At 64.2% G+C, this 22,581-nt stretch carries 20 protein-coding genes, 1 tRNA gene and 1 riboswitch; of the genes, 7 read left to right on the forward strand and 14 right to left on the reverse strand.

Going from position 1 to position 22,581, the window contains the following annotated elements; genetic code table 11:
- Positions 1-8 precede the first annotated feature (8 nt).
- A complete protein-coding gene (locus tag ACQS5P_RS06185; protein WP_428940033.1) occupies positions 9-1,154 on the reverse strand; it encodes a glycosyltransferase family 4 protein in 1,146 nt (381 codons plus the stop codon).
- A 179-nt stretch (positions 1,155-1,333) separates the two neighbouring features.
- Complete coding sequence (locus ACQS5P_RS06190) at positions 1,334-2,533, reverse strand: type IV pilus twitching motility protein PilT (protein WP_428940034.1); 1,200 nt, start codon at positions 2,531-2,533, stop codon at positions 1,334-1,336.
- Positions 2,534-2,729: 196 nt separating this feature from the next.
- On the opposite strand from ACQS5P_RS06190, the gene purQ reads away from it, so the two are divergent.
- Both purQ and ACQS5P_RS06200 read left to right on the forward strand, forming a co-directional pair.
- Positions 2,730-3,545: a phosphoribosylformylglycinamidine synthase I gene (gene purQ / locus ACQS5P_RS06195; protein ID WP_428940035.1), complete on the forward strand. Its 816-nt coding sequence runs from the start codon at positions 2,730-2,732 to the stop codon at positions 3,543-3,545.
- A 353-nt stretch (positions 3,546-3,898) separates the two neighbouring features.
- Positions 3,899-4,396 (forward strand): outer membrane beta-barrel protein, encoded by a 498-nt coding sequence (locus ACQS5P_RS06200; RefSeq protein ID WP_428940036.1) that lies wholly within the window; start codon positions 3,899-3,901, stop codon positions 4,394-4,396.
- Between the two features lie 101 nt (positions 4,397-4,497).
- On the opposite strand, the gene ACQS5P_RS06205 is transcribed toward ACQS5P_RS06200, so the two are convergent.
- The 5 genes from ACQS5P_RS06205 to ACQS5P_RS06225 form a co-directional block, all read right to left on the reverse strand.
- Complete coding sequence (locus tag ACQS5P_RS06205) at positions 4,498-5,043, reverse strand: sulfite exporter TauE/SafE family protein (RefSeq protein WP_428940037.1); 546 nt, start codon at positions 5,041-5,043, stop codon at positions 4,498-4,500.
- Between the two features lie 81 nt (positions 5,044-5,124).
- Positions 5,125-6,099 (reverse strand): ArsR/SmtB family transcription factor, encoded by a 975-nt coding sequence (locus tag ACQS5P_RS06210; RefSeq protein WP_428940038.1) that lies wholly within the window; start codon positions 6,097-6,099, stop codon positions 5,125-5,127.
- Positions 6,100-6,211: 112 nt separating this feature from the next.
- Positions 6,212-8,023, reverse strand: a complete 1,812-nt coding sequence (locus ACQS5P_RS06215) for a DUF4838 domain-containing protein (protein WP_428940039.1) — start codon at positions 8,021-8,023, stop codon at positions 6,212-6,214.
- A gap of 85 nt (positions 8,024-8,108) precedes the next feature.
- Positions 8,109-8,197, reverse strand: a tRNA-Ser gene (locus ACQS5P_RS06220).
- A 93-nt stretch (positions 8,198-8,290) separates the two neighbouring features.
- Positions 8,291-9,010 (reverse strand): endonuclease V, encoded by a 720-nt coding sequence (locus ACQS5P_RS06225; RefSeq protein WP_428940040.1) that lies wholly within the window; start codon positions 9,008-9,010, stop codon positions 8,291-8,293.
- Here ACQS5P_RS06225 and ACQS5P_RS06230 point away from each other — a divergent pair.
- Both ACQS5P_RS06230 and ACQS5P_RS06235 read left to right on the forward strand, forming a co-directional pair.
- The gene (locus ACQS5P_RS06230; protein ID WP_428940041.1) at positions 9,009-9,320 is read left to right on the forward strand and encodes a DUF6504 family protein; all 312 of its coding nucleotides are present in this window, start codon (positions 9,009-9,011) and stop codon (positions 9,318-9,320) included. The genes ACQS5P_RS06225 and ACQS5P_RS06230 overlap by 2 nt on opposite strands.
- Before the next feature lie 147 nt (positions 9,321-9,467).
- Positions 9,468-10,949, forward strand: coding sequence for a M48 family metallopeptidase (locus ACQS5P_RS06235; protein ID WP_428940042.1), 1,482 nt, complete (start codon positions 9,468-9,470; stop codon positions 10,947-10,949).
- A gap of 26 nt (positions 10,950-10,975) precedes the next feature.
- Here ACQS5P_RS06235 and ACQS5P_RS06240 read toward each other — a convergent pair whose 3' ends face one another.
- Together ACQS5P_RS06240 and ACQS5P_RS06245 are read right to left on the reverse strand one after the other, a co-directional pair.
- A complete protein-coding gene (locus ACQS5P_RS06240; RefSeq protein ID WP_428940043.1) occupies positions 10,976-12,952 on the reverse strand; it encodes an APC family permease in 1,977 nt (658 codons plus the stop codon).
- A 191-nt stretch (positions 12,953-13,143) separates the two neighbouring features.
- A riboswitch (cyclic di-AMP (ydaO/yuaA leader) is annotated at positions 13,144-13,310 on the reverse strand.
- A gap of 115 nt (positions 13,311-13,425) precedes the next feature.
- Entirely contained in the window at positions 13,426-14,211 is a 786-nt protein-coding gene (locus ACQS5P_RS06245; protein ID WP_428940044.1) for an HpcH/HpaI aldolase family protein, read from the reverse strand.
- Between the two features lie 275 nt (positions 14,212-14,486).
- On the opposite strand from ACQS5P_RS06245, the gene ACQS5P_RS06250 reads away from it, so the two are divergent.
- A complete protein-coding gene (locus ACQS5P_RS06250; RefSeq protein ID WP_428940045.1) occupies positions 14,487-15,401 on the forward strand; it encodes a type II secretion system protein in 915 nt (304 codons plus the stop codon).
- 54 nt (positions 15,402-15,455) lie between these two features.
- The gene (locus ACQS5P_RS06255) at positions 15,456-15,950 is read left to right on the forward strand and encodes a hypothetical protein (protein WP_428940046.1); all 495 of its coding nucleotides are present in this window, start codon (positions 15,456-15,458) and stop codon (positions 15,948-15,950) included.
- 46 nt (positions 15,951-15,996) lie between these two features.
- On the opposite strand, the gene ACQS5P_RS06260 is transcribed toward ACQS5P_RS06255, so the two are convergent.
- Positions 15,997-17,169 carry a mandelate racemase/muconate lactonizing enzyme family protein gene (locus tag ACQS5P_RS06260; protein ID WP_428940047.1) on the reverse strand — a complete coding sequence of 391 codons (1,173 nt, stop codon included), beginning with the start codon at positions 17,167-17,169 and terminating at the stop codon, positions 15,997-15,999.
- 244 nt (positions 17,170-17,413) lie between these two features.
- On the opposite strand from ACQS5P_RS06260, the gene ACQS5P_RS06265 reads away from it, so the two are divergent.
- Complete coding sequence (locus tag ACQS5P_RS06265) at positions 17,414-18,628, forward strand: hypothetical protein (RefSeq protein ID WP_428940048.1); 1,215 nt, start codon at positions 17,414-17,416, stop codon at positions 18,626-18,628.
- Between the two features lies 1 nt (position 18,629).
- On the opposite strand, the gene ACQS5P_RS06270 is transcribed toward ACQS5P_RS06265, so the two are convergent.
- The 4 genes from ACQS5P_RS06270 to ACQS5P_RS06285 all read right to left on the reverse strand — a co-directional run bounded on the left by ACQS5P_RS06270 (position 18,630) and on the right by ACQS5P_RS06285 (position 22,537).
- Positions 18,630-19,313: a hypothetical protein gene (locus tag ACQS5P_RS06270; protein WP_428940049.1), complete on the reverse strand. Its 684-nt coding sequence runs from the start codon at positions 19,311-19,313 to the stop codon at positions 18,630-18,632.
- Between the two features lie 53 nt (positions 19,314-19,366).
- On the reverse strand, positions 19,367-20,131 hold the full coding sequence (locus ACQS5P_RS06275; protein WP_428940050.1) for a hypothetical protein: 765 nt from the start codon (positions 20,129-20,131) through the stop codon (positions 19,367-19,369).
- 151 nt (positions 20,132-20,282) lie between these two features.
- Positions 20,283-21,875 (reverse strand): leucyl aminopeptidase, encoded by a 1,593-nt coding sequence (locus ACQS5P_RS06280; RefSeq protein ID WP_428940051.1) that lies wholly within the window; start codon positions 21,873-21,875, stop codon positions 20,283-20,285.
- An 83-nt stretch (positions 21,876-21,958) separates the two neighbouring features.
- Positions 21,959-22,537 (reverse strand): hemerythrin domain-containing protein, encoded by a 579-nt coding sequence (locus ACQS5P_RS06285; protein ID WP_428940052.1) that lies wholly within the window; start codon positions 22,535-22,537, stop codon positions 21,959-21,961.
- Between the last annotated feature and the right edge of the window lie 44 nt (positions 22,538-22,581).

Raw genomic sequence — 22,581 nt, forward strand, 5'->3', positions numbered from 1 at the left:
TCGCTTGCCTATTGCTGGCGATAGACCTCTTCCAGCGCTTCGACCATCACCTTTGCATCGAAGCGCTTCAGCGCGAATTCACGGCCCGCGGCGCCCATCGAGCGGCGAAGCGACTCGTCCTGCATCAGCTTCGCGATCGCATCGGCGAGCCTGGCCTTATCGAACGGCGGCAGCAGAAAGCCAGTCTGCCCGTCGATCAGGGCTTCGCGGTTGCCATCGATATCGTAGGTGATGACCGGGCACCCCGCCAGCGCGCCCTGCGGCAACGCCCGGGCCAATCCCTCGCGCCGCGACGGGTGCACCAGCACGTCCATCGCGTTGGCCAGTTCCGGAATCCTCGTCGGCGGGACCAGACCCGTGAGGATGAAGCGATCGCCCAGCTTCATCTCGGAGATTCGGCGCTGGAACTGCGGGCGAAGCAGTCCATCACCCACCCACATGAACCGCAGGTTGGGGAATCGCGCGCACAGCTCCGGCGCCAGGTCCAGCAGATCCTCATGCCCCTTCAGATAAAACAGCCGCGCGATCGTGCCGAACACGACATGCTCATCGCCCAGGCCAAGCTGTTGACGAACCTGCCGACGGGGCACGGGCGGCTGGAGGAACGGGCGAGTCTCCATGCCGCTGTAAACGGTAACGTACTGCTGCGGCCGGCCGATTCCCGCCGCCAGCGACTGCTCGCGCATGGCGTCGGCGACACAGACGATCCTGTGCGTGATCGGCGCCGTCTTGCGCTCGAGCATCTCATAGAACCTGTTGACGATCCGCGAGGTGGATGCCGTGAATGCCAGCCCGTGGATCGTGTGCACGATGAACGGGCAGCCGGCACGGTGCGCCGCCCACCGTCCGATGATGCCGGCCTTGCTGGAGTGGGTGTGGACGACATCCGGCTTCAGTTCCCGCAGTCGCGCGATCAGCCGCCTGCAGGTTTTGAAATCGCGCAGCGGATGGATCGAGCGGCGCATCTCGTCGATGACTTCCACGCGATACCCGTAGCCGATTGCGCGATCGAGCAGCGATCCTTCCGGCCCAATCGGCGGGCCGGTGATCAGCGTAACCTCATGCCCGCGATCGTGCTGTCCCTGACAGGAAAGCAGCGTGTTTTCCTGCGCGCCGCCGATGATCAGACGGGTGATGATGTGCACGATCTTCATGCAGACCCTGGCCCCTACAACATAGTAGCGCGCTGATGCTCAGGGAAGACAGCACAACGCCGCCGATCGACCCGCGGCGCCGCGGCTCACGAAGACGCCGCCCGCGGCGGCCATCGGAAGCCTGCTGCGTGTGCGAATGTTGAAGTTGCGGTAATGCTTGCCTGAAGCGGTCGCATCGTCTACTTCAACCGCGTATCGCTGTTGCCGATACCGCGTAGGGCCAGCCTCAAAGCGTCCACGTTGCTGGCCAGGCGCTGCGCTTCGTTCACGTCGATGATTTGCTTCTGGAACAGCTCGGTCAGGTGCTGGTCGAAGCTCTGGCTGCCAGCTTCCTTGTTGCCGATGCAGCTCTTGAGCTTGTCAAACTCTCCGTCGAGGATGTACTTCTTGACCAGCGGCGTGTTCATCATGATCTCGACGACCGGAACGCGCCCCTTGCCGTCGCGGCGCTTGGCCAGGCGCTGGCAGATCACCGCGTTGAGGTTCATGGCAAGCTGTTGCTGCTGAAGGTCCTTCATGTTCGGATCGAACAGCGAGACCAGACGCTGCACGGTCGTCCAGGCGTTGGTGGCGTGAATGCTGGTGAAGACCAGGTGTCCGGTGTCGGCGGCCTTCAGCGCCGTAGTCAGCGAAAACGTATCGCGAATCTCGCCGATCAGGATCGTGTCCGGATCCTGTCGCATCATCGCCCGCAGGGCGTATTCATAGCTTTCGGAGTCCGTGCCGACCTCCACCTGCGAGACCAGGGCCTTGGCGTTGTCATGCTGGTATTCGATCGGGTCCTCGACCGTGATGATCCGCTCGGCGCGAGTGCGGTTGATCTTGCCAACCAGCGCCGCCAGTGTCGTGGATTTGCCCGACCCGGTCGTGCCCGAGACGATCACGATTCCGCGGTGGAAATCGGCCAGGCTCTCGACCTGAGGCGGCAGGTTCAATTCCTGGAAACTTGGGATTTTGGTCACGATACGTCGCATCGTGATCGCGTACTTTTCACGGCTGTGAAAGATGCTGGTACGGAAGCGCGCCTGCCCCGGCAGCGTGTAGGCCACGTCCACCGAGCCGCGGTGGTCAAGAGTGTGGCGGCGTTCCTGAGGCTCGCCCTGGGCGTTGAGGATCGTGTCCACGTACTCTTTCATCGCCTCATCGTCGGGCGGGGGGCAGTCCAGGAACCGGGCGCGGCCGTCCACGCGGATCATCGGCGTGGAACCGGCCTGAAGGTGCAGGTCCGATCCCTTCACCTTGATCACGGTCTTGAGAAAGTCGTGTAGCGTGAGGCGACGCTCCTCAACATGAATCTGCGGCTGGGGGGTGTCGCGATCGATATCGGCGTTTTCCTTGATGTCGTTGATGTCAGACGCGTTAGTGGTGATGCTGGACATACCGCTTGTACCTCGGAAGCACCTCGGGTGAGCCTCGACGAACAACCGCTGGGGGCGGGAATTCGGGCAAGCACGCCGACGACCACGCCATCTGTGATCGTCACGTGGCCATCATTATGCGTGTCGAGGGGGCGTTTGGCAACGATCAAGTCGATGCGTTTGGCAACGACCGAGTGGCTGCTACACTTGGGCAGCGATGAACAGTCCCGCAAAGCCCCGTGCCCTGATCCTCCGCACCGCCGGCACCAACTGTGACCGCGAGACGGCTCATGCCTTCGAGCTGGCCGGCGCCATCAGCGTCAGCCTGCACCTCAACCGCCTGCTGGAGAATCCACGATTGCTGGACCAATACCAGATTCTGGCGATTCCCGGCGGCTTCAGCTACGGCGATGACATCGCCGCCGGGCGAATCTTCGCCAACCAGATCATGCATCATCTGCACGATGCCCTGCACGACTTTGTTGCCGCGGGTAAGCCGATCATCGGGATCTGCAACGGATTCCAGGTGCTGGTGAAGACGGATCTTCTTCCGGGATTGAAGCTGGAGGGCGGCAGGCAGCAACTGTGCACGCTTACCTACAACGACTGCGGGCGATTCGTCGATCGGTGGGTTCGGCTGGCGCCGCGCAGCCGCCGATGCATCTGGACCGCCGGACTGCGCGATCCGATCGAGTTGCCCGTGGCGCATGGCGAGGGCAAGTTTGTGCCGCGTGATGCGGCTGTCCGCCAGGCCCTTTGGGACAACGATCTGGTGGCCCTGGTCTACGCCCGGGCCGATGGGACGCCCGCTGGCGGGGCCTTTCCTGACAATCCCAACGGCAGTGTGGATGACATCGCCGGAGTCTGCGATCCAAGCGGCCTGGTCTTTGGGCTGATGCCCCATCCGGAGCGTTTTCTTACGCTGCTGGAGCATCCTGCGTGGTCGCGGATGCCCGGCGGGTGTGGCAAACTGTCGCAGCCAGGACAAGGTTCGGCGATCTTCCGCAATGCGGTTGTCCATGTAAATTCCTGATCATTCATGGTTTATGGAAAATTACGGAGGGCATGCGGCGCGACTCGGCGATCAACGGACGTGTCGCCAGAACCTAACGCACTTGATTCCCGACCGGTCTTGTGGACAGGATATGGCAGTTTTGCCGATTGTGCTGTCTGTGAGTCCGGGCCTAGGATTGTATCGGACTTGCGGGGCGGCTGTGGACGCCGCTCCACCACAGCTTCACAAACGTCAGCCCGACGGGAACCTTCGGGGCCAAGACCGATCCCGTTTCCGGGCAGGATCAGCTTAATCAACCGTACGCTCCGGACCACGGCACTCAGCTTGGCATGAACCGTTCGGTTCGGAACGCACAGGGAAAGGACCCACGCATGTTGCGTAAACTCATCGTTGTCGGCACGATCGCTTTGCTGCCGACGCTGGCCATGGCCGTGCCTCAGGCGCGGGACTGGGAGCTGACGCTCAGCGGTACTGGTGGCAGCGATACTGACTTCGAGGCCACCAGCTTCGGTGCCGAGGGCGAGTTGGGCTACTACGCTGTCGAGAACCTGGAGCTGTACCTGCGTCAGGCCATCAGCTATGCCGATGCTGAGGGGACTGACTCGACGTGGGATGGCTCCACCCGTGTCGGTGCCGCCTACAACTTCGCCCTCTCGGATGATTGGCGACCGTATGCCGGTGCAAACATCGGCTACCGCTATGGCGACCTGACTGACGACTCCTGGATCGCCGGGCTCGAAGCCGGTTTGAAGTACTACGTCAACACCACGACCTTCGTCTTCGGACAGGTCGGGTATGACTTCCTGCTGGAAGAGAGCTTTGGCGATGGCGTGTGGGTCTACTCGCTGGGTATCGGCTTCAACTTCTAACGCCGCGAACCAGTTTGGGCCACACACGGCCAAGGCAGTTGCCAATCCTTCTGGAAGCCCGGGGAGCAAGCTCCCCGGGCTTCTATTTTTTCCAAATCGCTTTAGCTTTCCACAAACGGCGCCGGCTGAACCGTGGCAGGCGGGGTTGCACCGGCGGCGCCGTTCAACCATTTGGCCAGCACGAACACCCCCACGCACAACACCAGCACCAGCCCCGCCAGCAACACGTTACGTCCCACGGCCTCGCGGTTGACCGCACTGAAAACCGTGTACCCGGCCACGTAGGTGAGCATGAACCCGAACACCAGCTTCAGATGGTCCTGGCTGGCCTTGCCGATGGCGTTGGCCAGCCACCCGCCAAAGTACGAGCCAGCGGCAAACCCGACGGCAATCGTCAGCGCCATGATCAGCTCTTTTCTGCTGAGCGCGCCTTCCTGGTAGTAGCGAATGACCGCCGGCAGCGTCACCGGCGGGATCATCACCGCCAGGCTCATCCCGTGCGCCTGTGTCTGCGACAAGCCCAGTGCCAGGACCATGATCGGGATCATGATCGCGCCGCCTCCCAGCCCCATCAGGCCGGAAAACACCCCGACGAACACCCCAAAGCCGATCAACACCATTGGATTGGTGGCAAAGCCGGACATCATCGCAGATTCCTCGAAAAACATGGGAGATTGACCGCACGGCAAGCGATCACGGGCACGCCGCCGCTGCCTGCGGCCGCCAGACTACCGCCGCGCCGTGGCCAGAAACAGCGCCGGGCCCGTGGCACTGGGCTCCGGCGACAGCGGCTGGACCTGCACGTCGCTGAAGCCGGCCTGGCAAAGCTGCCTTTGGATGAACTCCGGGGCCAGGCCGGCATGCACCTGCCCCATCTGCCGGCGGAAATCGTCGCGATCGTGGGGCAACAGGTCCACGATCACCAGCCGCCCGCGAGGCTTGAGGATACGCCTGGCCTGTGACAGCACCGGCGCGATCTCAGGGATGTAGCTGAGCACCAGGATCAGCATCGCCGCGTCGCAGCTCTGGTCTGCCAGCGGGATCGCGCCAAGGTCAGCGCGAAGCAGCGCGACATTGGGCTGATCGGCCAGCCGCCGCCGCGCGGCGCGCAGCATCGCCCCGGAGCTGTCCACGCCGATGACGTGCTTGACGTGCCTGGCCAGGGCGGCGGCGACCTGCCCGGTCCCGCAGCCAAGGTCGGCAACCGTGTAGTGTCGGGGAATCAGCGCCAAAAGCGCCGAGGTGGTGAACGATTCGCCGTAGAACTGGCGACGCAGCTTGTCCCATCTGGCCGCGGCGCCTGCGAAGAAGGCCTCGGCGCCGCCGGCACGCTGCCGCAGCCGCCGCTGGAGCCGCAGCTCATCCTGGCGCACCGTCGCCCACTGCTCGGTCTGCTCGCGTGCCAGCAGCCACAGCTTCCGCGCCGCAGGCTCCAATTCGTCCAGGATCATCCGGTACAGATGGGTGGTTCCGCTGCGGCGGCTGCGCACCCACCCCTGATCGCGCAGCAGCTTCAGATGCCGGCTGACGGTGGATTGCGGCAGTTGCAGGACTTCGCAAAGTTCCGCCACGCCAAGCTCATGTCGCTCCAGCAGCCGCAGCAGCCGCAGCCGCGTCCGGTCTGCCAGCGAGTCCATCCACCCGACCAGCACTTCGGCCTTTCGCGCCGGCGAACCCGTTGCCCTTGAAGATAGCTCTTTCATCCGCCCGTCCGGATCAACTGATCATGCCCAGCGCAAAGCCTATCAAACGGATGATCATTTGCCGAGCCAGCCACAACCCATGGAGTTTGCGTGGCATCGTCGGCGGGAAATCTCAGCGGGAAACGTGTGCACGCGCATCATCGATCGCCCGCTGCATCAGATTCAGCGTATCCACCGTCTTGGGCCAGGCGCAGGATCGTGTCCGATCGATTCGCTGTTGGATCAGATCAAGCGTCTTGAGGGCTTTGGCCGTGGCTTCGACATCCGAGGGACGATGCTCACGCAACTCACGCATCAGCTCCCGCAAGCTCAGCAGATCCTGCACCAGCAGTTCCGGCGCTTCTGCGCCGAAAAACCGATCCCGCACGAGCTGACGTGCCTGCTCATCGGTCAGGGTGGGATTCCACGTGACTTCGCGGAACATGAACCCGGTCAGCACGTACGGCAACAGGTCGGTTGGAAACGGGATCTGCTCATAAAAAGACCCTGAATCGAAACCGGGTGAAAAGTCGGCGATCATGCCGTAAAAACCAGTCCTGGCGGCACGGTTGGCGATCTCGATCATCGCGTCCAGCCGAAGGACCTCATACGGATGCCATCGCATCACCTGTGCCGAAAATGAGCTTGGTGGCAGTTCAACTCCGCCAGGGCCCGGATATGTCCAACTGCCGCGAGCCTCCATCCACTCGAAGCGGGGGTCGCTGCTCATCTGACGCACGAGCTGGTAGTAGGCCGGTTCCCTGGCATGCTCGCTGTACCCGATGCTGTAGGCGAAGCGCGCGTGCGGATGGGCCCGCCAGATAGACGCGGCGATCTGGCGCAGCAGGCTCAACTGCGCCTGGCCGAACTGCCGGCTGCCATGCTCGTCGATGACCTGATTGCAGGTGGGGCATTGGCAGGCGCCGTCCTCGTCGGCCGACTCGATATAGACCCCGTCGGCCCGCGGCAGCGCGTCGAACATCTCCGTGTAGTACTCGATCAGGCTCTGACGCACCAGCGGATGTGAAGGGCACAGCGAATGAGTCGCCGACCCGCTCTTCATCGTCTGCGGCTGCGAGTTGGTGATGAATCGAGTGCCGCACCACCCGCCCAGTCCGCCGCCGATGTACAGCCTCAACCCCCTGTTGTGTGCGTGTTCGATGATGCTCCGCAGATCCTGGACCGTTCCGATGCGCGTCTGGTCGGTTCGATCGCAGATCTGCTGGCCGTCCATGTTCACGACCTTATAAGTCTGCGGGAACTTGCTACTGGGAAAATGCCCGGACATCCAGAAGTAGACGCGATCCATCCCATCGCGGGCAAAACTGTCAAACACCTTCGCCCAGTCATCGGCGGTGTACTGGCACTCGTTTCGCCAGATAGTCAGCAGGTACACCGCTCTGCCGGCCATCCATGGCGAGCGGATCAGCGTTCTGGCGGGCGTGCGAAGCTCGGACCTGGGGCCGTCGATGAGGAAATCGGCCAGATACTGTGCCCCGTTGTAAACTCCGCGCGCAGACCTGGAGACAATCAACAGCCTGGAAACGCCATGGTCGTCAAGGGGAATGATGGCAAAGCCCTGCTCGTCCAGGAACGCCGTACGGCCGATGGCTTCGTTGCTGTCCTGCACGCCGGGCAGCATCTGTCGCAACTGCTCCAGCGTTGCCAGCACGATCGTCGGCCGGGGCGGCAGGTGCTTCGCCGGGTCGTCGATTGCTTCGACCGCCGGCCTGGCATCGCCCCAACGGGCCATGATATCGGCGATGACCTGGCTGGCGCGCTGCATGATGAACCCCGAAGCCGGATCGCCCACCAGCGCAATCGACCAGGACGTCTTTCCATCTTTGGTCAGAACGATCATCTCCCTGGCAGTTTGCCCCGCAGCGCCGCAGCAGCATGCACCCAGGACGACGAGCGTAACGACCGCGCCTCTCAGCCTCGCCATCGAATCGCCTCCTGGAGGAATCCAGGCTCCTGCGGCCATCGCTCGGGTGGCATCGTCGGCCCGACTCTGATGTGCAACCGGATAACGGAGAGGGCGGGATTCGAACCCGCGATCGGGTTTAAGCCCGATACAGCATTTCCAGTGCTGCTCCTTCGGCCACTCGGACACCTCTCCGGAACCTTCCTAAGCGTAGCAGGTGAGACAGGCCGGCTCAACCTGAGCGATGTATCGGCGGCCTGGTGGTTTTGCACGCCGCGCCGCCGCGGCTTACCCGCCGGATCGTTTCATCCTGCCGACTTCGATATCCGCCTGCCGCGTCGGCTCGGGAATGCGATATCGCGTGCAGCAGGCCAGCACGAGCTGCCGCGCCGATTCCAGATCCACCCGATGCCCGATGCTGACGAACAGCGGACGCGTGTTATCACGCGTGCGAAGAACGATCCCGATCAGCTCCTGGCCATCCATCAGCGGCTCGGTTGAACCTGCCTCGGCGGGCGGGTCGTGATAGGTTCCGATCAACCGGCTCTTGGCCACGCCCACACCCGGCATGTCCAGCATGATCGAGACGTGTGATGCAAGCCCGCAACGGCGGGGATGTGCGTAGCCCTGCCCGTCGAAACAGATCACGCCGAACGGATGCTTCAGTTTGCCGATGGCCGCCAGGACGGCTGGCCCCTCGCGGAAGCTGAGAAACCCCGGCACATAGGGAAACTCCGCCCGGTGCCTGGCGTGCACGACCTCGACGATCTGCTGCTTCAATCGATCATAGACGACGGCGGCGGCAAAGACGACGGTCTTATCCGCCGAGAACGCCGCATCCACGCCGGCGACAAACCGCGGCAGCGGCCGCAGGGGCGCGACGATCAGCCGCCGGCGCAGCTCATTCTGCGTCGCCTTCCACTGCTCGATGATCCGCGACCAGTCCGGGTCGAGTTTGCCGCGCATCTTGCCGCCAGGTGTGAGATAATCGGGGCTGAAGGCGAGCATGTCCACCGGTGATTTTATCTGCGAACCGCTGGAGCCGATCCCCGGTACCGCCGATGCCAGCTTGATGTCGCGTGGCGAGCCGGGTTTGCCGCGGCGATTCGTCTGGCGCGATCGCGAACACACCGTCCGCCACGTGCTGCGGATGTGGAAATCCAGCGGTCGCGAGCGCGGCGGGGTCGAAATCTACCTCCGCCGGCATTGGTACGAAATCGTCACCGACACCGGCCTGAAGATGACCATCTACTGCGACCGCCAGGCGCGGGATCGCAAGCGGCCCAAGGCCAGGTGGTGGGTGTATACGGTCGCGTAAGCATCCCGGCGGCGTATTCGTCATCGTTTCCGTTACGACGGCAGAATCCGAATCCTCGACTTGCCCCGTTTCCGACGATACTCTTAACAGGCCCCGACTTTCGGGGCTGTGCTTGCGCTGGTGGTCTGCTGCTGGAGAGCCTGTAGCGTGTCGCGAATCCTGCTGTTGCTGGTCATCGTCCTGTGGATGTGCCGCACGCAAGTGCCCAGCTTCCAGCGGCCAATGGGCTACTCGCAGGGGGCAGGGCTGTTTGTCGCGGGTCTGCTGCTGGTTGTCCTGTTCATGGGACTATGGAGCCGCGTGCTGGCGCGGCACGTCCGCGGCGAAACGCTGCATCGCAGCCTCCAGCGTTTCCACAAGTCCATGTTCGTCGCCCGTCTGTTGATCCCTGTGTGGTTCGGCGTGGCGATCTTCGCGCTGGGATGGGGTGAGCTGGTCTCGCGAATGCTCGGGCCGATTGACCGCTGGCCGGTCGATCTGCCGGGCGTGATCGTGGGGACGCTGCCGGCGTTTCTGGCCTGGATGGCGCTGTGGTGGGCGCAGTTTCCCGCCGACCGGGCGCTGCGCGAGCAAAGCACTATCATCGCCCTGAACGAGGGTTTGCCGGTCCGTTCTCCGCCGACTTTCTGGAGCTACTTTTCCGCCAACGTGCGGCTCCAGGTGTTGTTCACGGTCGTGCCGGTGGCGCTGATCATTCTGGCGCATGATTTGGCATCGCTGGGATTGTGGAAGTGGGGTCGCGTGGACCTGCGCTCCCCCGTGCCGGCAACTTCCAGGATCATGATGATCGAGCTGGGGGTGCAGCTCGCTTCCATCGGACTGGTGGTCTTCTTCGCGCCCGAAGTCCTGCGAAGAGTGCTGCATACCGAGCCGCTGCCTGATTCGCCCCTGCGAAGACGCCTGGAAGAGTTGTGTCGCCGCACCGGCCTGGAGTATCGGGAAATCCTCTTGTGGAAAACCAATTACTACGTCTGCAATGCCGCGGTCATGGGGCTGACCCGACGCATGCGCTACATCCTGCTTTCCGACATGCTGATCGAGACCATGACCGACCGGCAGATCCAGGCCGTGTTCGCGCATGAAATCGGCCACGTGAAGCACTGGCACATGGGATGGTACGTGGTGCTGTTCGCGACGCTGCTGCTGGCCTGCTTTGGTCCGGGGCAACTGCTCGACGAGCAGCTCAACCGCCTGCCCCTGCCCGCCTGGGCGTCGCTGGATGCACTCAAGGGCGCCGTCGCGTTCATGGGCATCGGGGGCTTTTTCATGCTCTTCGGGTACGTGAGCCGCTCGTTCGAGCGCCAGGCGGATCTGTTTGCCGCCCGGACGATGCAGGCACTGGAGAATCCGCCCGCTTCGATGCACGCATCGGCGTCGCTGGAGCCTCACGGCGCCGCGGCTTTTATCGCCGCTCTGTACCGCGTCGCGATGGTGAACAACATCCCGATCTCGGCCAGGAACTTCACGCACGGCAGCATCGCCCAGCGCGTGCGGTATCTGCAATCGCTCAGCAGCAATCCGGCCGCGGCGCTGCGCTTTGACCGCGCCATGTCTCTGCTCAACGCGTCGTTGCTCTTCGCGCTGCTGAGCTGCGGCGCGTGGGTGCTGGTCGCGTTGACGGTGCGGTAAATCGCGCCGCCGCTGACCATGCCTTCTCATCCATCGGCCCCCACCGTCGCCGGTATCAGCTTCGGCTCGGTTGATTCCGCCGCAGGCAGGATTACCTGAACCGCAATCTCCGCCGGCAGGAGCGACTCCAGCCGTCGCTGAAAGTGCCCCTTGATCAGGTGATACACGGCGCCGCGGCGGCTGGTGCCGATCAGGACCCTGGCGCATCCGTAGATCGCCGCGTTTTCCGCCAGCAGCTCGGCGGCATCCTCGCCGGTGTCGTAGACCGGCAACACGGGCACACCCGCGGCGTGCGCCAGCTCCAGATATCGCGAAAAGGTCCGCTGCGCCGCCACGTCCGTCTGGAGCGTCAGCTTCGGCTCGCTGCCATATTTGTACGAGAGATGAACCTCGCGGATGAAGCAGACGACCAGCACCGCGCCGGCGTTGCGTGCTTCCAGCAGCGCCGCCGGCGCCAACGCCTCCGATCCGTATGTGCCGACCAGCAGCTTCGTTCGCGTCCACACGTCCGCGGGAAGCTGCTCGCGAACCGCCTGCTCCAGCAGCGTCGGTTTCGCGCCCGCGCGGCGGGCAAGCCACCTGGTGGCGCTGCGCGCCGTCAGGCCCACGACCATCACGATGGCAACGAACGCCAGGGCATGCAGCTTCGTGATCGCCAGCGTCGCCCAGATCGCCAACAACACACCGCCAAGCAGCAGCATCGGCCCTTTTCGCCGCAGGCGGCGCAGGCGCGGGTGGATCGAGCAGAGCGTGACGTTGATGGCGACGGCGCCGATCACGCCGATCGCATACAGCGCCGCCAGCGATTCCAGGTCGTGGCTGAGCAGCAGCACGATCGCCGGCACCGCCCCCGCGAGCAGCGCCGGTGCCCACGGCACGCCGAAGCGATTCAGCTTCAGCATGAACTGCGGCAGCTCGCCGTCGCGGGCCATCAGATACTGCACGGAGATCATGTCGGTGATGGCGGTGTTGGTGGCCGAGAGAAGCAGCAGCCCGCCGAGGATCCGTACCGCCCACTCCGCCCAGTGACCCACGTAATGCGCGCTGAGGAATGCAAGCATGTCGTTGGTGTGCGCCTGTCGCGCCAGTGGGTAGATCGCCAGCATCGCCACCGCCAGCAGCAGGTTGAAGACTGCCACTTCGCCGGTGACGGTCCAGATTGCCCTGCGCGCCGTATGGGCGACGGGCTTCTGCATCACGCCGGTGAGGTTCGCGATCGCTTCGACTCCCGACAGCGCCAGCACGATCGAGACGAACGCGATCCATAACTGGGTCGGATGGTTCTCCAGCGTCTGGGCCAGCGGAGGGATCCGCAGCGACAACTCTGCCCACGGCACCTGCGGCAGGGCAAAGCTCGTGATCAGCAGCGTGATGAACACCATCCCCACCGCCGCCGCGATCGCGAACCCTCCGGTGTGCTTCGGACCCATCAGGTTGAAAATGCCGATCAGACCGATGGCGATGATCGCCCACAGTCCGGGCGAATCCCAGGCGAGCAGTTGCGCGGCGTGCGACTCGGCGCCGCCTGCGGATTGCACCTGAAGCGCATGCCCGGCGTCCACGATGTCGCCGCTGCTTTCCAGCGCCTGCTGCACCTGCGCGTGGCGCGTCAGCGGCAGGCCGAAGTAATGGAACGCTTCCAGCGCGCTCAGCGAGGCGGTGACGGTGTAATCCGCGAACAGCAGCAGCGCGCCGATGACCGCCAGCGTGCGGCTGCGCTTTTTGGCCGCCGTGTACACTCCGCCGCCGTCGGGGTAGATCCGGCAGATCTGCGTATACGCCCATCCCACGGCCAGGATCAGCACGCTCATCGCCAGGATCAGCCAGAAACTGGTCCGCCCGGCGAACAAAAACGCCAGCCCCAGCACATAGAGGCGGCTGGTGCCCCAGTCGCCAAACAGAAGCCCCGCCGACTGAAGCCAGCCGACGTTCCGCGGGCGCTGACTGGAAAGCAGCGCCAGGGCGGCGGGCATTCGCCCGCGCCCGTTGCCAGTGTTGTTCATAGAAACCGAATGCGATGCGAACCGGCGTAACCCCATCCGCCGCCTTCAAGGTACCGACGGACAGCGCGGTTCAAAACGCACAGCGAACGGCTCTTGGCGGAGTGGGTGTTGTCAGACACCGACGCGGCAACGCGACGGTTCACTCCCGGGTGAGCGCGACGTTGTGCCCTTTCATGTCCGGGAAGCTGCACGAGCCTTCCCTTGCCTACGGGGTTAGCTGACGGGCTGGAGCATGAAAGTGCTCTGGGGCTTTTGTCAGCCCCTTCGCCCCTGGTGCCGGGAGACTACACACCCGACACCCCTGGGTCCCCCGCGTCCCGGAACCGGCTGGGCTCCAGAACCTCGGCGGTCACATTGAGCCGAATAGCCTAGACCTCCCGTGCGCCTTGTCAATCGGGAATACAACCAAAACGGTGTGGGCACAACACCGATGCCAGATTGCAACTTCGGCTCACGGCATTGGTTATGCGGCACTACGTTGACCTGTTTGCTCTGGCTTGTTTCATCGCCGCGGAAATCCGCTGGCAGGCGGCGGCCAGCAGCCACTCATCACCACCCAACAACAGCAGGCCGAACCCCTGGTCGATGTGCTTGCGGATGTTGGCCGGGTCGCTCGCGTCGCCCCACAGCGCCGTTCCCGCCCACTTGCCGGCGCTGCGGGCTGCCGACACCACCTTCTGCATCGCCTGCTGCACCTTCGCGTGTTGCGTCAGCAGCGGCACGCCCAGCGAGAGGCTCAGGTCGGCCGGGCCGATCATGCACGTCTCCACCCCGTCCACCGCGAAGATCGCCTCGATGTTCTCAATGGCTTTGGCGCTTTCGATGATCGGTATGAAGAGGATCTGGTCGTCGGCACGGGCGAAGTAGGAACTGTCCAGTCCATACTGATACGCTCGCGCCGGCCCAAATCCGCGGATGCCCCGCGGAGGATAGCGACAGGCGCGCACAGCGGCCTCGGCGTCGGCGGGCGTCTCGATGAACGGCACCAGCACGCCCTGCGCCCCCATGTCCAGATACAGCCGGATCAGGTCTGGATCATTTTTGGGCACACGTACGATGGGGGTGGCCCCGCCCGCCGCCATCGCCTGAAGCTGCAATTGAATCCCCACCGGCGTTTGGGGTGCGTGCTCCGAATCGATCGAGAGCCAGTCAAACCCCGCCAGGCTGAACAGCTCCGCGATGGCCGGACATCCAAGCCGAAGCTGCGCCCCGAAAGCCGGCTGGCCGGATCTCAGTAGCCGCTGGATCTTGTTGGACATGGACCTGCTACTCCTGCTCGTCTGCTGCTGAAGAGGCGATTCGTATCGGGCCAGCCGCGGGGGCTTCTGGCGGATTGATTTTCTTGACAGTTAATCATATTAGCGATAAATTTTCAAAATTATTGAGTTTCCTGCGGCCGCGTGCTTCTCGGTTCGTTCGCATCTCAGCTCGGTTGTCGGCGGCGCGGAAACCTGGCCGAGGCGCAAAATCGACCATGCGTCGCTTCGGCGCGCCCCGCAAGCCAGCGGCGCCAAACCGCTCGAGGAGGTCTGACATGTCCGTTTGCCCCGCTCGCGGATCGTCCGCTCACTCACGACGGGATTCTCATCACGCACGCACGCGTGCCGCCTTTACACTGGTCGAATTGCTGGTGGTCATCGGGATCATTGCCGTGTTGATCAGTGTGCTGCTGCCCACGCTCTCCTCAGCACGCATGTCGGCCAGCAGAGTCAAGTGTCTAAGCAACCAGCGGCAGCTTGCTGTGGCACTTTACAACTATGCAACTGACAACAAGGGACGCTATCCGCCATTGCTTCGAGATCCCCGAAGTCCCACCGGGGGCATGAACGCCTCGTTGACCTGGTACTTGTGGTACTACGAAGCACAACAGGGATGGGCCAGCGGTGGCGCCTACGGCATGACGGATCGTGGCTGGCTGGGGCTGGGGCATCTGGTCCGCCGCGGATACATCAAAGACCCGCAGGCGTTCTATTGCCCGGACATGCGGGAAGAACGATTCACCTATCCAACCGGATGGGAAGGCTGGGGACAGGCCACCGGCGGCACAGGCCGCGATCGCAAATCCGTCGGCTATCTCTATCGGATCTTCGACCAGGCCGCGCCGCCATACATCACGGTTGAAGAAACCATCAAGACCATGAATCTGAGGCTGGGGAGATTTAAAGGCAGAATTGCCCTGACGGCGGACATCTTCTACGCCTGGCCGCATTTCCCCAAGCCTTACGGCGTGAATGTCTGCTGGTCGGATGGCAGCGCTTCGTTCGTCGAGTTGAGCCGGTATGATTACGAAGTCGCCGTCGGACGCCAGTATTACGGCGGCGCCGGCGGGGTCGATGCCTACTGCTACTTCTTCTGGCGAGCCCTGGAAACCGGCAACTTCAAGGACTTTTCCAGAAAAGTGGCGGCCAAAGACTGGAACAGCCTTCGCGCGCAGTATCCGCCCATCTAATCGATGGTCGACTGCGGCGCTGCCACAAACCCTTCGTTGCTCACTGGTGCACCAATGGGTATTCGTGAAACGATCAATGAGAAGCCTGGCATGGTTGTGGGGGTCGTGGCGGTTGTGGTCGTGGCGGCGTTGATCGTCGCGTTTTCCTGGATGAGAGGCAGCGAAGCGGCACCGGCGGCTGCTTCCGGAGTGGCCAAGAGCTGGTACACCGTCGACGACGGCAAGACCTGGTTCGCCGACCGCGCCGATCGGATCGTCCCCTTCCAGCACCAGGGCAAAACCGCCTATCGCTGCTACGTCTGGACCGCCGATGGGGGAAAAACGAAATTCGTCTCGCATCTGGAACGGCTCAAGCCCGCTGTACGCGCGCAATACCAGGACAAGGACACCATCGAACCGTGGCAACTGATCCCCGGATCCGAAGAGGTCAAGCCCCCCCTCACCGGCGACAGCGGCTGGGTCGATCCCGCCTCGCCTCAGGCCATGCAGATCATGACCCCGCGCGCACCCGACGGCAAAGGAACGCCCGTGCCCGTGCCGGCTGAGTGATTCGCTACCGGCTCGCCAGACTGTCCAGACCGAGATCGGATGTCTCTCAGAAATCGCGCTCGCAGTCCGCACGATAGGGATAACGCTTCAGCAGCTCGTCGCTCACCTCCACACCAAGGCCCGGCTTGGTGCTGGCCAGCAGATATCCGTCCTGGAATCGGACCATCCCGGCCAAGGGTTCGGTCTGCGGAGGATGCTGTGAGATCGGCCACTCGATCGCCATGACCTTGCCGTCAGCCCATGCGGCGTGAAGGTTCTGGGCAATACCCACCCCTGCACTCCAGGCATGCAGGCAGACCGGCACGCCCAACTGCTGCGCCGTGCGACAGACCTCAACGGCGCTGGCCGGTCCTCCGACCACCGCCGCATCGGGCTGTGCCACGCCCAGGGCTTGTGCCTCGAAAAAAGGAGCAAACTCCTCCGGATCGGTAAACGATTCTCCTCCGGCGATCGGCGCCAGTCCCAACCGCTGAAGCGCCGCGTATCCCTTCACGTCGTAGGTCATTGCAGGTTCTTCAAGGAACCCGATCCGATACGGCGACAGCGCCCGTAGATACTGCTCGGCACGCTGCACCGACCAGGTCTGCGGCCGCTGTGGCACGCCGACATCCACAAAGACGGCTGCGTCCGGACCCATGGCCTGGCGCGCGGCGGCGACTCGCTCCACATCCAGCGCCAGCCGATCCTCCGGAGCCTCATCCAGCCTGCCGCCGCACCGAAGCTTGTACGCCCGGAACCCCTGCTGGCGTACTCGTCTGGCCTGCGCGTAGATCTGCTCGGGGGAAAAGCTGTTGTCGCCCGCGCTGGCATATGCCAGCACCTTCCCGCCGCCACCCCCGCCACCCAGCACCTGCCACAGCGGTTTGCCCTGTTGCTGCGCGTACAGGTCGTACACTGCCGACTCGATGGCGCTGATCGCCGCGGCGCCGATTCCGCGCATCGCCCAGTAGCGGTTGCGAAAACGAACCTCGCGGATGATCTGGGCGGGGTCATCGCTGCGGCACTGGAGCAACGCCCGCTGAAGTCGCCGCAACGCCGCGATCGTGACCTCGGTGGCGTAACACCCGCTGTACGCCTCGCCCCAGCCGACAAGCCCGCCTTCCGTGTCAATTCTCACAAACACGCAGTTGCGCACGCCGTTGGCGGGATGATCCGCTGGCGTGTCGGCTCGAACGTAGGGCGCGGTCAACGGGATCACGGTGACTTGCCGCAGCTTCATCGTTATGTCCTTGGCCTGCTCGCGTGCGAGTGTTCACGCAGGGCATGTCAGTTGCCGAGATCGCGTCAATTGCGATGCGCGCGCCAGCCGTGGGTTTCACGGTCGTCCGGCAGTTGGTCTGATCGCCCGCACGGGCGGGACGCCCGTGACACAACTCGGCGCGCTGCCGGAGATCGGGCACAGCCTTCACGCACGGCTGGAACACGGCCGCCTCGGCAGCGCGGTATGATACACCAATCGGATCATGTCCAGCGCATCGATCCCCGATCTTCAACGGGCTGGCGGCGCATCGCAGCCGCGGGATGTGTCACGCCAGCATCCCCGCGCCACGGCGAGCCTCGCCGCGTTACGCCGTCTGGCCGAGCGCGCGCTGCCGCCGATCCTCGCCTTTGCTTTGGCTCGGGGTATCGTGCTGCTCATCGGCGCGATCATCAGAGTCAATGCCGCAGTCCCCGATGTCTGGATCACCTGGGACAGTGGCATCTATCGATCGATCTCGCAACACGGGTACACCCTGGTCGCGGCGCCGGGCAAACCCAGCGGTCTGGACGGCTCGGCGGGGTGGTTCCCGCTGTATCCCTGGCTGGTGCGCGGTTGTGTGGAAATCACTGGCATGCACCACGACGTGGCCATGCTGCTGCTGCCGGCGATCTTCTGCATGATGAGCCTGCTGTTGTTGTGGGATCGGTTCATTGTTCCGGCAATCCACGACCGCCGGGATCGATGGCTGTGCCTGCTGACGGCGGCCGTATTCCCCGGCATGATCTACCAGCACGCGCCCTTCCCGATCGCCCAGACCACGTTCTTCATCCTGCTGCACCTTCACCTGATGCGCACGCAGAGTTGGACCTGCGCCGGACTGGCCGCGGCGCTGGCAGGAATGTCCCATCCCATGGGCTCGCTTCTGGTGGCAACGTCGCTGCTGTGGACGATGCGACCATGCCTGCCACGCCATGAGCCGATCGATCGGCCAGGCGCTCTGTTGGCCTGTGCCCTGGCCTGTCTGGGCGGCTTTGCGGTGCTGCTGAGCGGGCGAATCGCCGTTGGCGCCTGGGACGCCTACTTCGCCGTGCAGTCCAATTTCCAGCACACGATCCAGAATCCCCTGAGCGTGCTGTGGCATCACCTGCGCACGCTGGGACAGAGCTACCGCTTCCAGCCTCCGTCGCATCAGACGCTGCTGCTGACGCTGATGATGCTGCAACTCGCGGCGACGCTCATGCCGCTGCGCCGCCGCCTCGGCGGGCTGGATCGCCTGCTGAGCGTGTTCGCGGCCGTCTACTTCGTGTTTCCGCTGTGCATTTCGTTCGTCGCCGAGTATCGCGCCCATGCAACCCTGCTGCCGTGCGCGCTGCTGCTGCGTCACGTGCCGCGGCGGACGCAGGCGCTGCTGTTGCTGCTGTGCCTGGTGGTCGCGATCGAGATGTCCTGGAGGTATCTGCTGGGGCGCGTGTTCTGATTCACTTCTTTTTCGCCGCGCCGTCGGCCTCGCCGAACTGCGTCTGCTGGTAGATCAGCCCCAGCACGGTCGGGATGAAAATGGCCATCGGCAGGATGATCGGCTGGATGAGCATGTTCTCGGTCACGCGCGGCGCGATGCTCTGGTACTTGTAGATCAGCCCCAGGATTCCGAAGATCAGCATCACCGATCCCTGGAGGCTGGTATACATCATCACGCTGCCGCGGAAGAGGATGAACGAGATCAGTCCGAAGAACACCAGCCCCGTCAGCGCCCCAGCCCAGCATAACTCCGGCTGAAGCCCCACGGCGCGCCAGACACTTGCTCCCAGCAGCGCGCCGAAGACCCCGCCCATGAACGCCACGGCGTACTTCATCAGCGGCCAGGTGACGGCGGCGGCGAGAAACGCGCCCATGCAGGCGCCGGCGAAGAAGCTGCCGCCGATCGCTCCAATCCGTCCGCCGATCAGCGCCCCCAGCACCGCCGCATTCAATGTCACCAGCGTCTTGAAGATGTACCACCCGAACAACAGGTAGACCATCCCGCCGATCACCAGGATGGCCGCCACCCCCGGCGTCATCTGCTGGCACCAGGCCAGCACATCCGTTTGTGCCGGCCAGTGCGACGGCAACCGCAGCGTCTGGAGCAAATGTCCTGCAAAAGATGGCTGTGTTGCGGGATCCATGATCCGTCAATCGCCGCTATCGTCGGTCAAGTCTGCCAGTCTGGCCTATCAGGTCAGTCGTCATCGTCAAAGTCATCGTCGCGCGAGCGGTGGTTCGATTTCCGCTTTCCAGTGAATCCCGCAGCCGCTGGGCGCGGGCCAAGCTTCCACTGCACAATCGACCCAAGCGCCACCAGCAGCGTCAGCAACGCAAGCTGCGCCCACAACGGAGAAGGCACATGCACGAGCCACTCGGGCCTGCCAAAATCCACCGCCGCCACTCCCATCCCGGCCAGAAGCGTCACGCCTGCCATGCTCCAGGCCAGGACCCGCGAGACATTCGGCCAGATGATCGCCAGTCCCAGACCGCTGACCATCGCGGTGGCGCAGGCATAGGGCATGATGCGGGTCACGTCCGCAGGCATGCTCCGCCAGACCTCCGCCAGATACGAAAAGATCGTCTGTCCGCGTTGTACGTCCGGCCAGCTCCAGGCCACCCCGTGGCGGAATCCGATCCAGCACGCCATCGCCGCCCACAGCGCCAGCACCGTCCCCAACCCGATCCCCACCCACATCCCGTGCAGCACGTATCCCGTCACGCCCAGCAGCAGCGCCCCGCCCACCGCCGGACCAGCCCCGCTGATCTCCCAGCCGCACCAGACCGGAAGGTGCATACCCACCGTCGCGCCCAGCAACACCGTCAGCAGGGTGACGATCGGGCGGCTGAATCGCGAGCCGACGATCCACAGCCCCGCGCCCACCAGACACCCGGCTATCGCCACGATCAACGCCACCGTCCCCACGTCATCCGGCAGAAGATCGATCAGGTCCTGAACCATGCGTAAACCTCTGACCCCCGGCTGCACGCGAGGGCAAGCGCCTCTTGATCGTTATCGGGCGGATGGGGCGCAGAACTTTTGAGCAATCCCCTGGGGTAACACAGCAAGCCCACCGGATCGACCCGCGCCTGCGACAGGCTCGGATTCGGTGCTATCGGCCGCGCGCCGCCCGGCGCGCGACCCACTCGACCAGCGTGCGAACGCCCCAGCCGGTGGCCCCCTTGCGGTAATACGGCAGCTCCTTGTCGGTGTCCGCGACCCCGGCAATGTCCAGATGCGCCCATGGAACCGAGTTGTCTTCAGGCACGAAATGACTGAGGAATGCCCCGCCCTGAAGCGGATGGCCTTCTCTGCCGGCGCTGTTGACGATATCGGCCACGTCGCTCTTGAGCTGCTCGCGCTGTTCGGGTCCCAGCGGCAGCCGCCACATTTTCTCGCCGGTCAGCTCGCTGATTTCGTTCAGCTCCTTGACCAGCGCATCGCTGTTGCTGAACACGCCCGCCATCGTCTTGCCCAGCGCCACGACCACCCCGCCGGTGAGGGTAGCCAGATCGATGACGGCGGCGGGCTTGTAGGTCTCGATGCCCCAGGCCAGTGCGTCGCCGAGCACCAGTCGCCCTTCCGCATCGGTGTTGGTGACCTCGACGGTTACGCCGTTGTACATGCGCAGGATGTCACCGGGACGGTAGGCGGTGTCGCTGATGTGGTTTTCGGCGCTGGAGAGGATGCCGACGACGTGAACCGGCAGCTTGAGCCGCGCCACCGCGCACATCAGCCCCAGCACCGCCATCCCGCCGCACTTGTCGAAGACCATCCGGCCCATCTTCTCCGCCGGCTTGATCGATATCCCGCCGGTGTCGAATGTGATCGCCTTGCCCACGACCAGCAACGGGCGCGACCCGCCGTCGCTGCCCGATCGGGTCAAAGGACGATGTTCCAGGATGATCAATCTCGGCGGTGTGATGCTGGAGCCCGCGCCCACGGCGAGGATCCCGCCCATGCCCAGCTTGCGCATCTGCCTCTCATCCAGCACGCGACAACGCAACCCCACCTGCCGCGCCAGATCCTGCGCCACTCGCGCCAGTGCCGGGGGGTTGATGTCATTGCCCGGACGAAACGCGATGGTGCGGGCATAGTTCTGCGCTTCGGCGATGATCGTGGCGCGCTGAACCGCGGGGCCGACCTGTTTCTTCGCCGATGCCGCCGTCGCCAGAACCGTCAGGGCCACGGCTCGCCGATCGCTCTGCTCGTCCTCGCCATTCTGCTGCTTCCTGGAGGCGCTGCCGCGGTACTCGTCGTAGTCGAATGAGGCCAGCAGGAACCCGCTCACCGAAGCTTCGGCACCGCTGAAGCCCGGCGTCTTGAGCACCGGGGGCACCATCGCCACGCGCCAGACGCGATGCCGCCTGACGGCCCGGGCGACGGCGCCGGCGGCCTGCCGCACCGCCTCCGGATCCAGCTTCCCGGGCTTGCCCACCCCCGCCGCGAACAGTCGCAGCACCCGCGGGCGCTTGCCGCGCGGCGTGGGCAGATCGATCAGATCGAAGACGACTTCCCTGGCCTTGCCGCGCGCAACCTTCACGTCGATCAATCGCCTGAGCGCACGCAACATCGCCGCATCGAGCAGGTGCGGCGCGTCGCCACAGATCTGCCCGCCGTCGGTCACGAAGACCGCGACTGCATCGGCGGCGGAGGGCACCGCCGTCTTCACCTCGACTGTTACACGGGTGCTGGTCGGAATCATGCCCGGCGAGTATACGCAATCCGCCGGAATGCGGAATGTCGATGTGGATCTGAATCCCGCGCGAATGCCGCGGCGTCAGCGCCTCAGCCGCCCAGCTCACGCAGCCGATGCGGATCCAGCCCGCGGCGCAGGGCCATTTCGCGGCCCAGACGCTCAAGCTGCGGGGCGCTGAGCAGCCGCTGCGCCAGAGGGAACAGCTCGTGATCCTCAATCAGAATGTGCTGGCGATAGAGGCGGGCAAGGCGACTCAGCAGCGTGCCCAGCCGCCTTACCTGCGGCTGTGCCAGCGGACCCTGGTCCAGCCAGCGGCGACACCAGTGCCGCACCTGCGCGTGAAGCTCGCCTGCCAGCACGTGATCGGTTTCCAGCGCCTCCAGCCTGGCCAGAGCGCTGCGCAGCTCCGGCTCTTCCGCCCGCGCGCGCAGCAGCGGAAACAGCGATCGCTCCTCGTCTTCGGTGTGTCGCGGGGCGGCGGTCTCGAAGTAGCGCAGGGCGCTCTCCAGTGCTTCGCGCTGGGCCAGCGACAACGCCCCGCCCGCGGTGTCGCGCAGCACCTGATGGATCGTGTCCAAAAAATGCTCGATTCTGCGATGACAATCTGAGAGCAGACCCAGGGGCTGGTCAAAACCATGCAGCGGTGGATCGCCAAGGGCTACGGGCATGGGAACAAGACCTCACTTTCCGCGCGACGCGATTGGCACAGGTC

The organism is Fontivita pretiosa (assembly GCF_050410795.1).
Classification (GTDB): domain Bacteria; phylum Planctomycetota; class Phycisphaerae; order Tepidisphaerales; family Tepidisphaeraceae; genus Fontivita; species Fontivita pretiosa.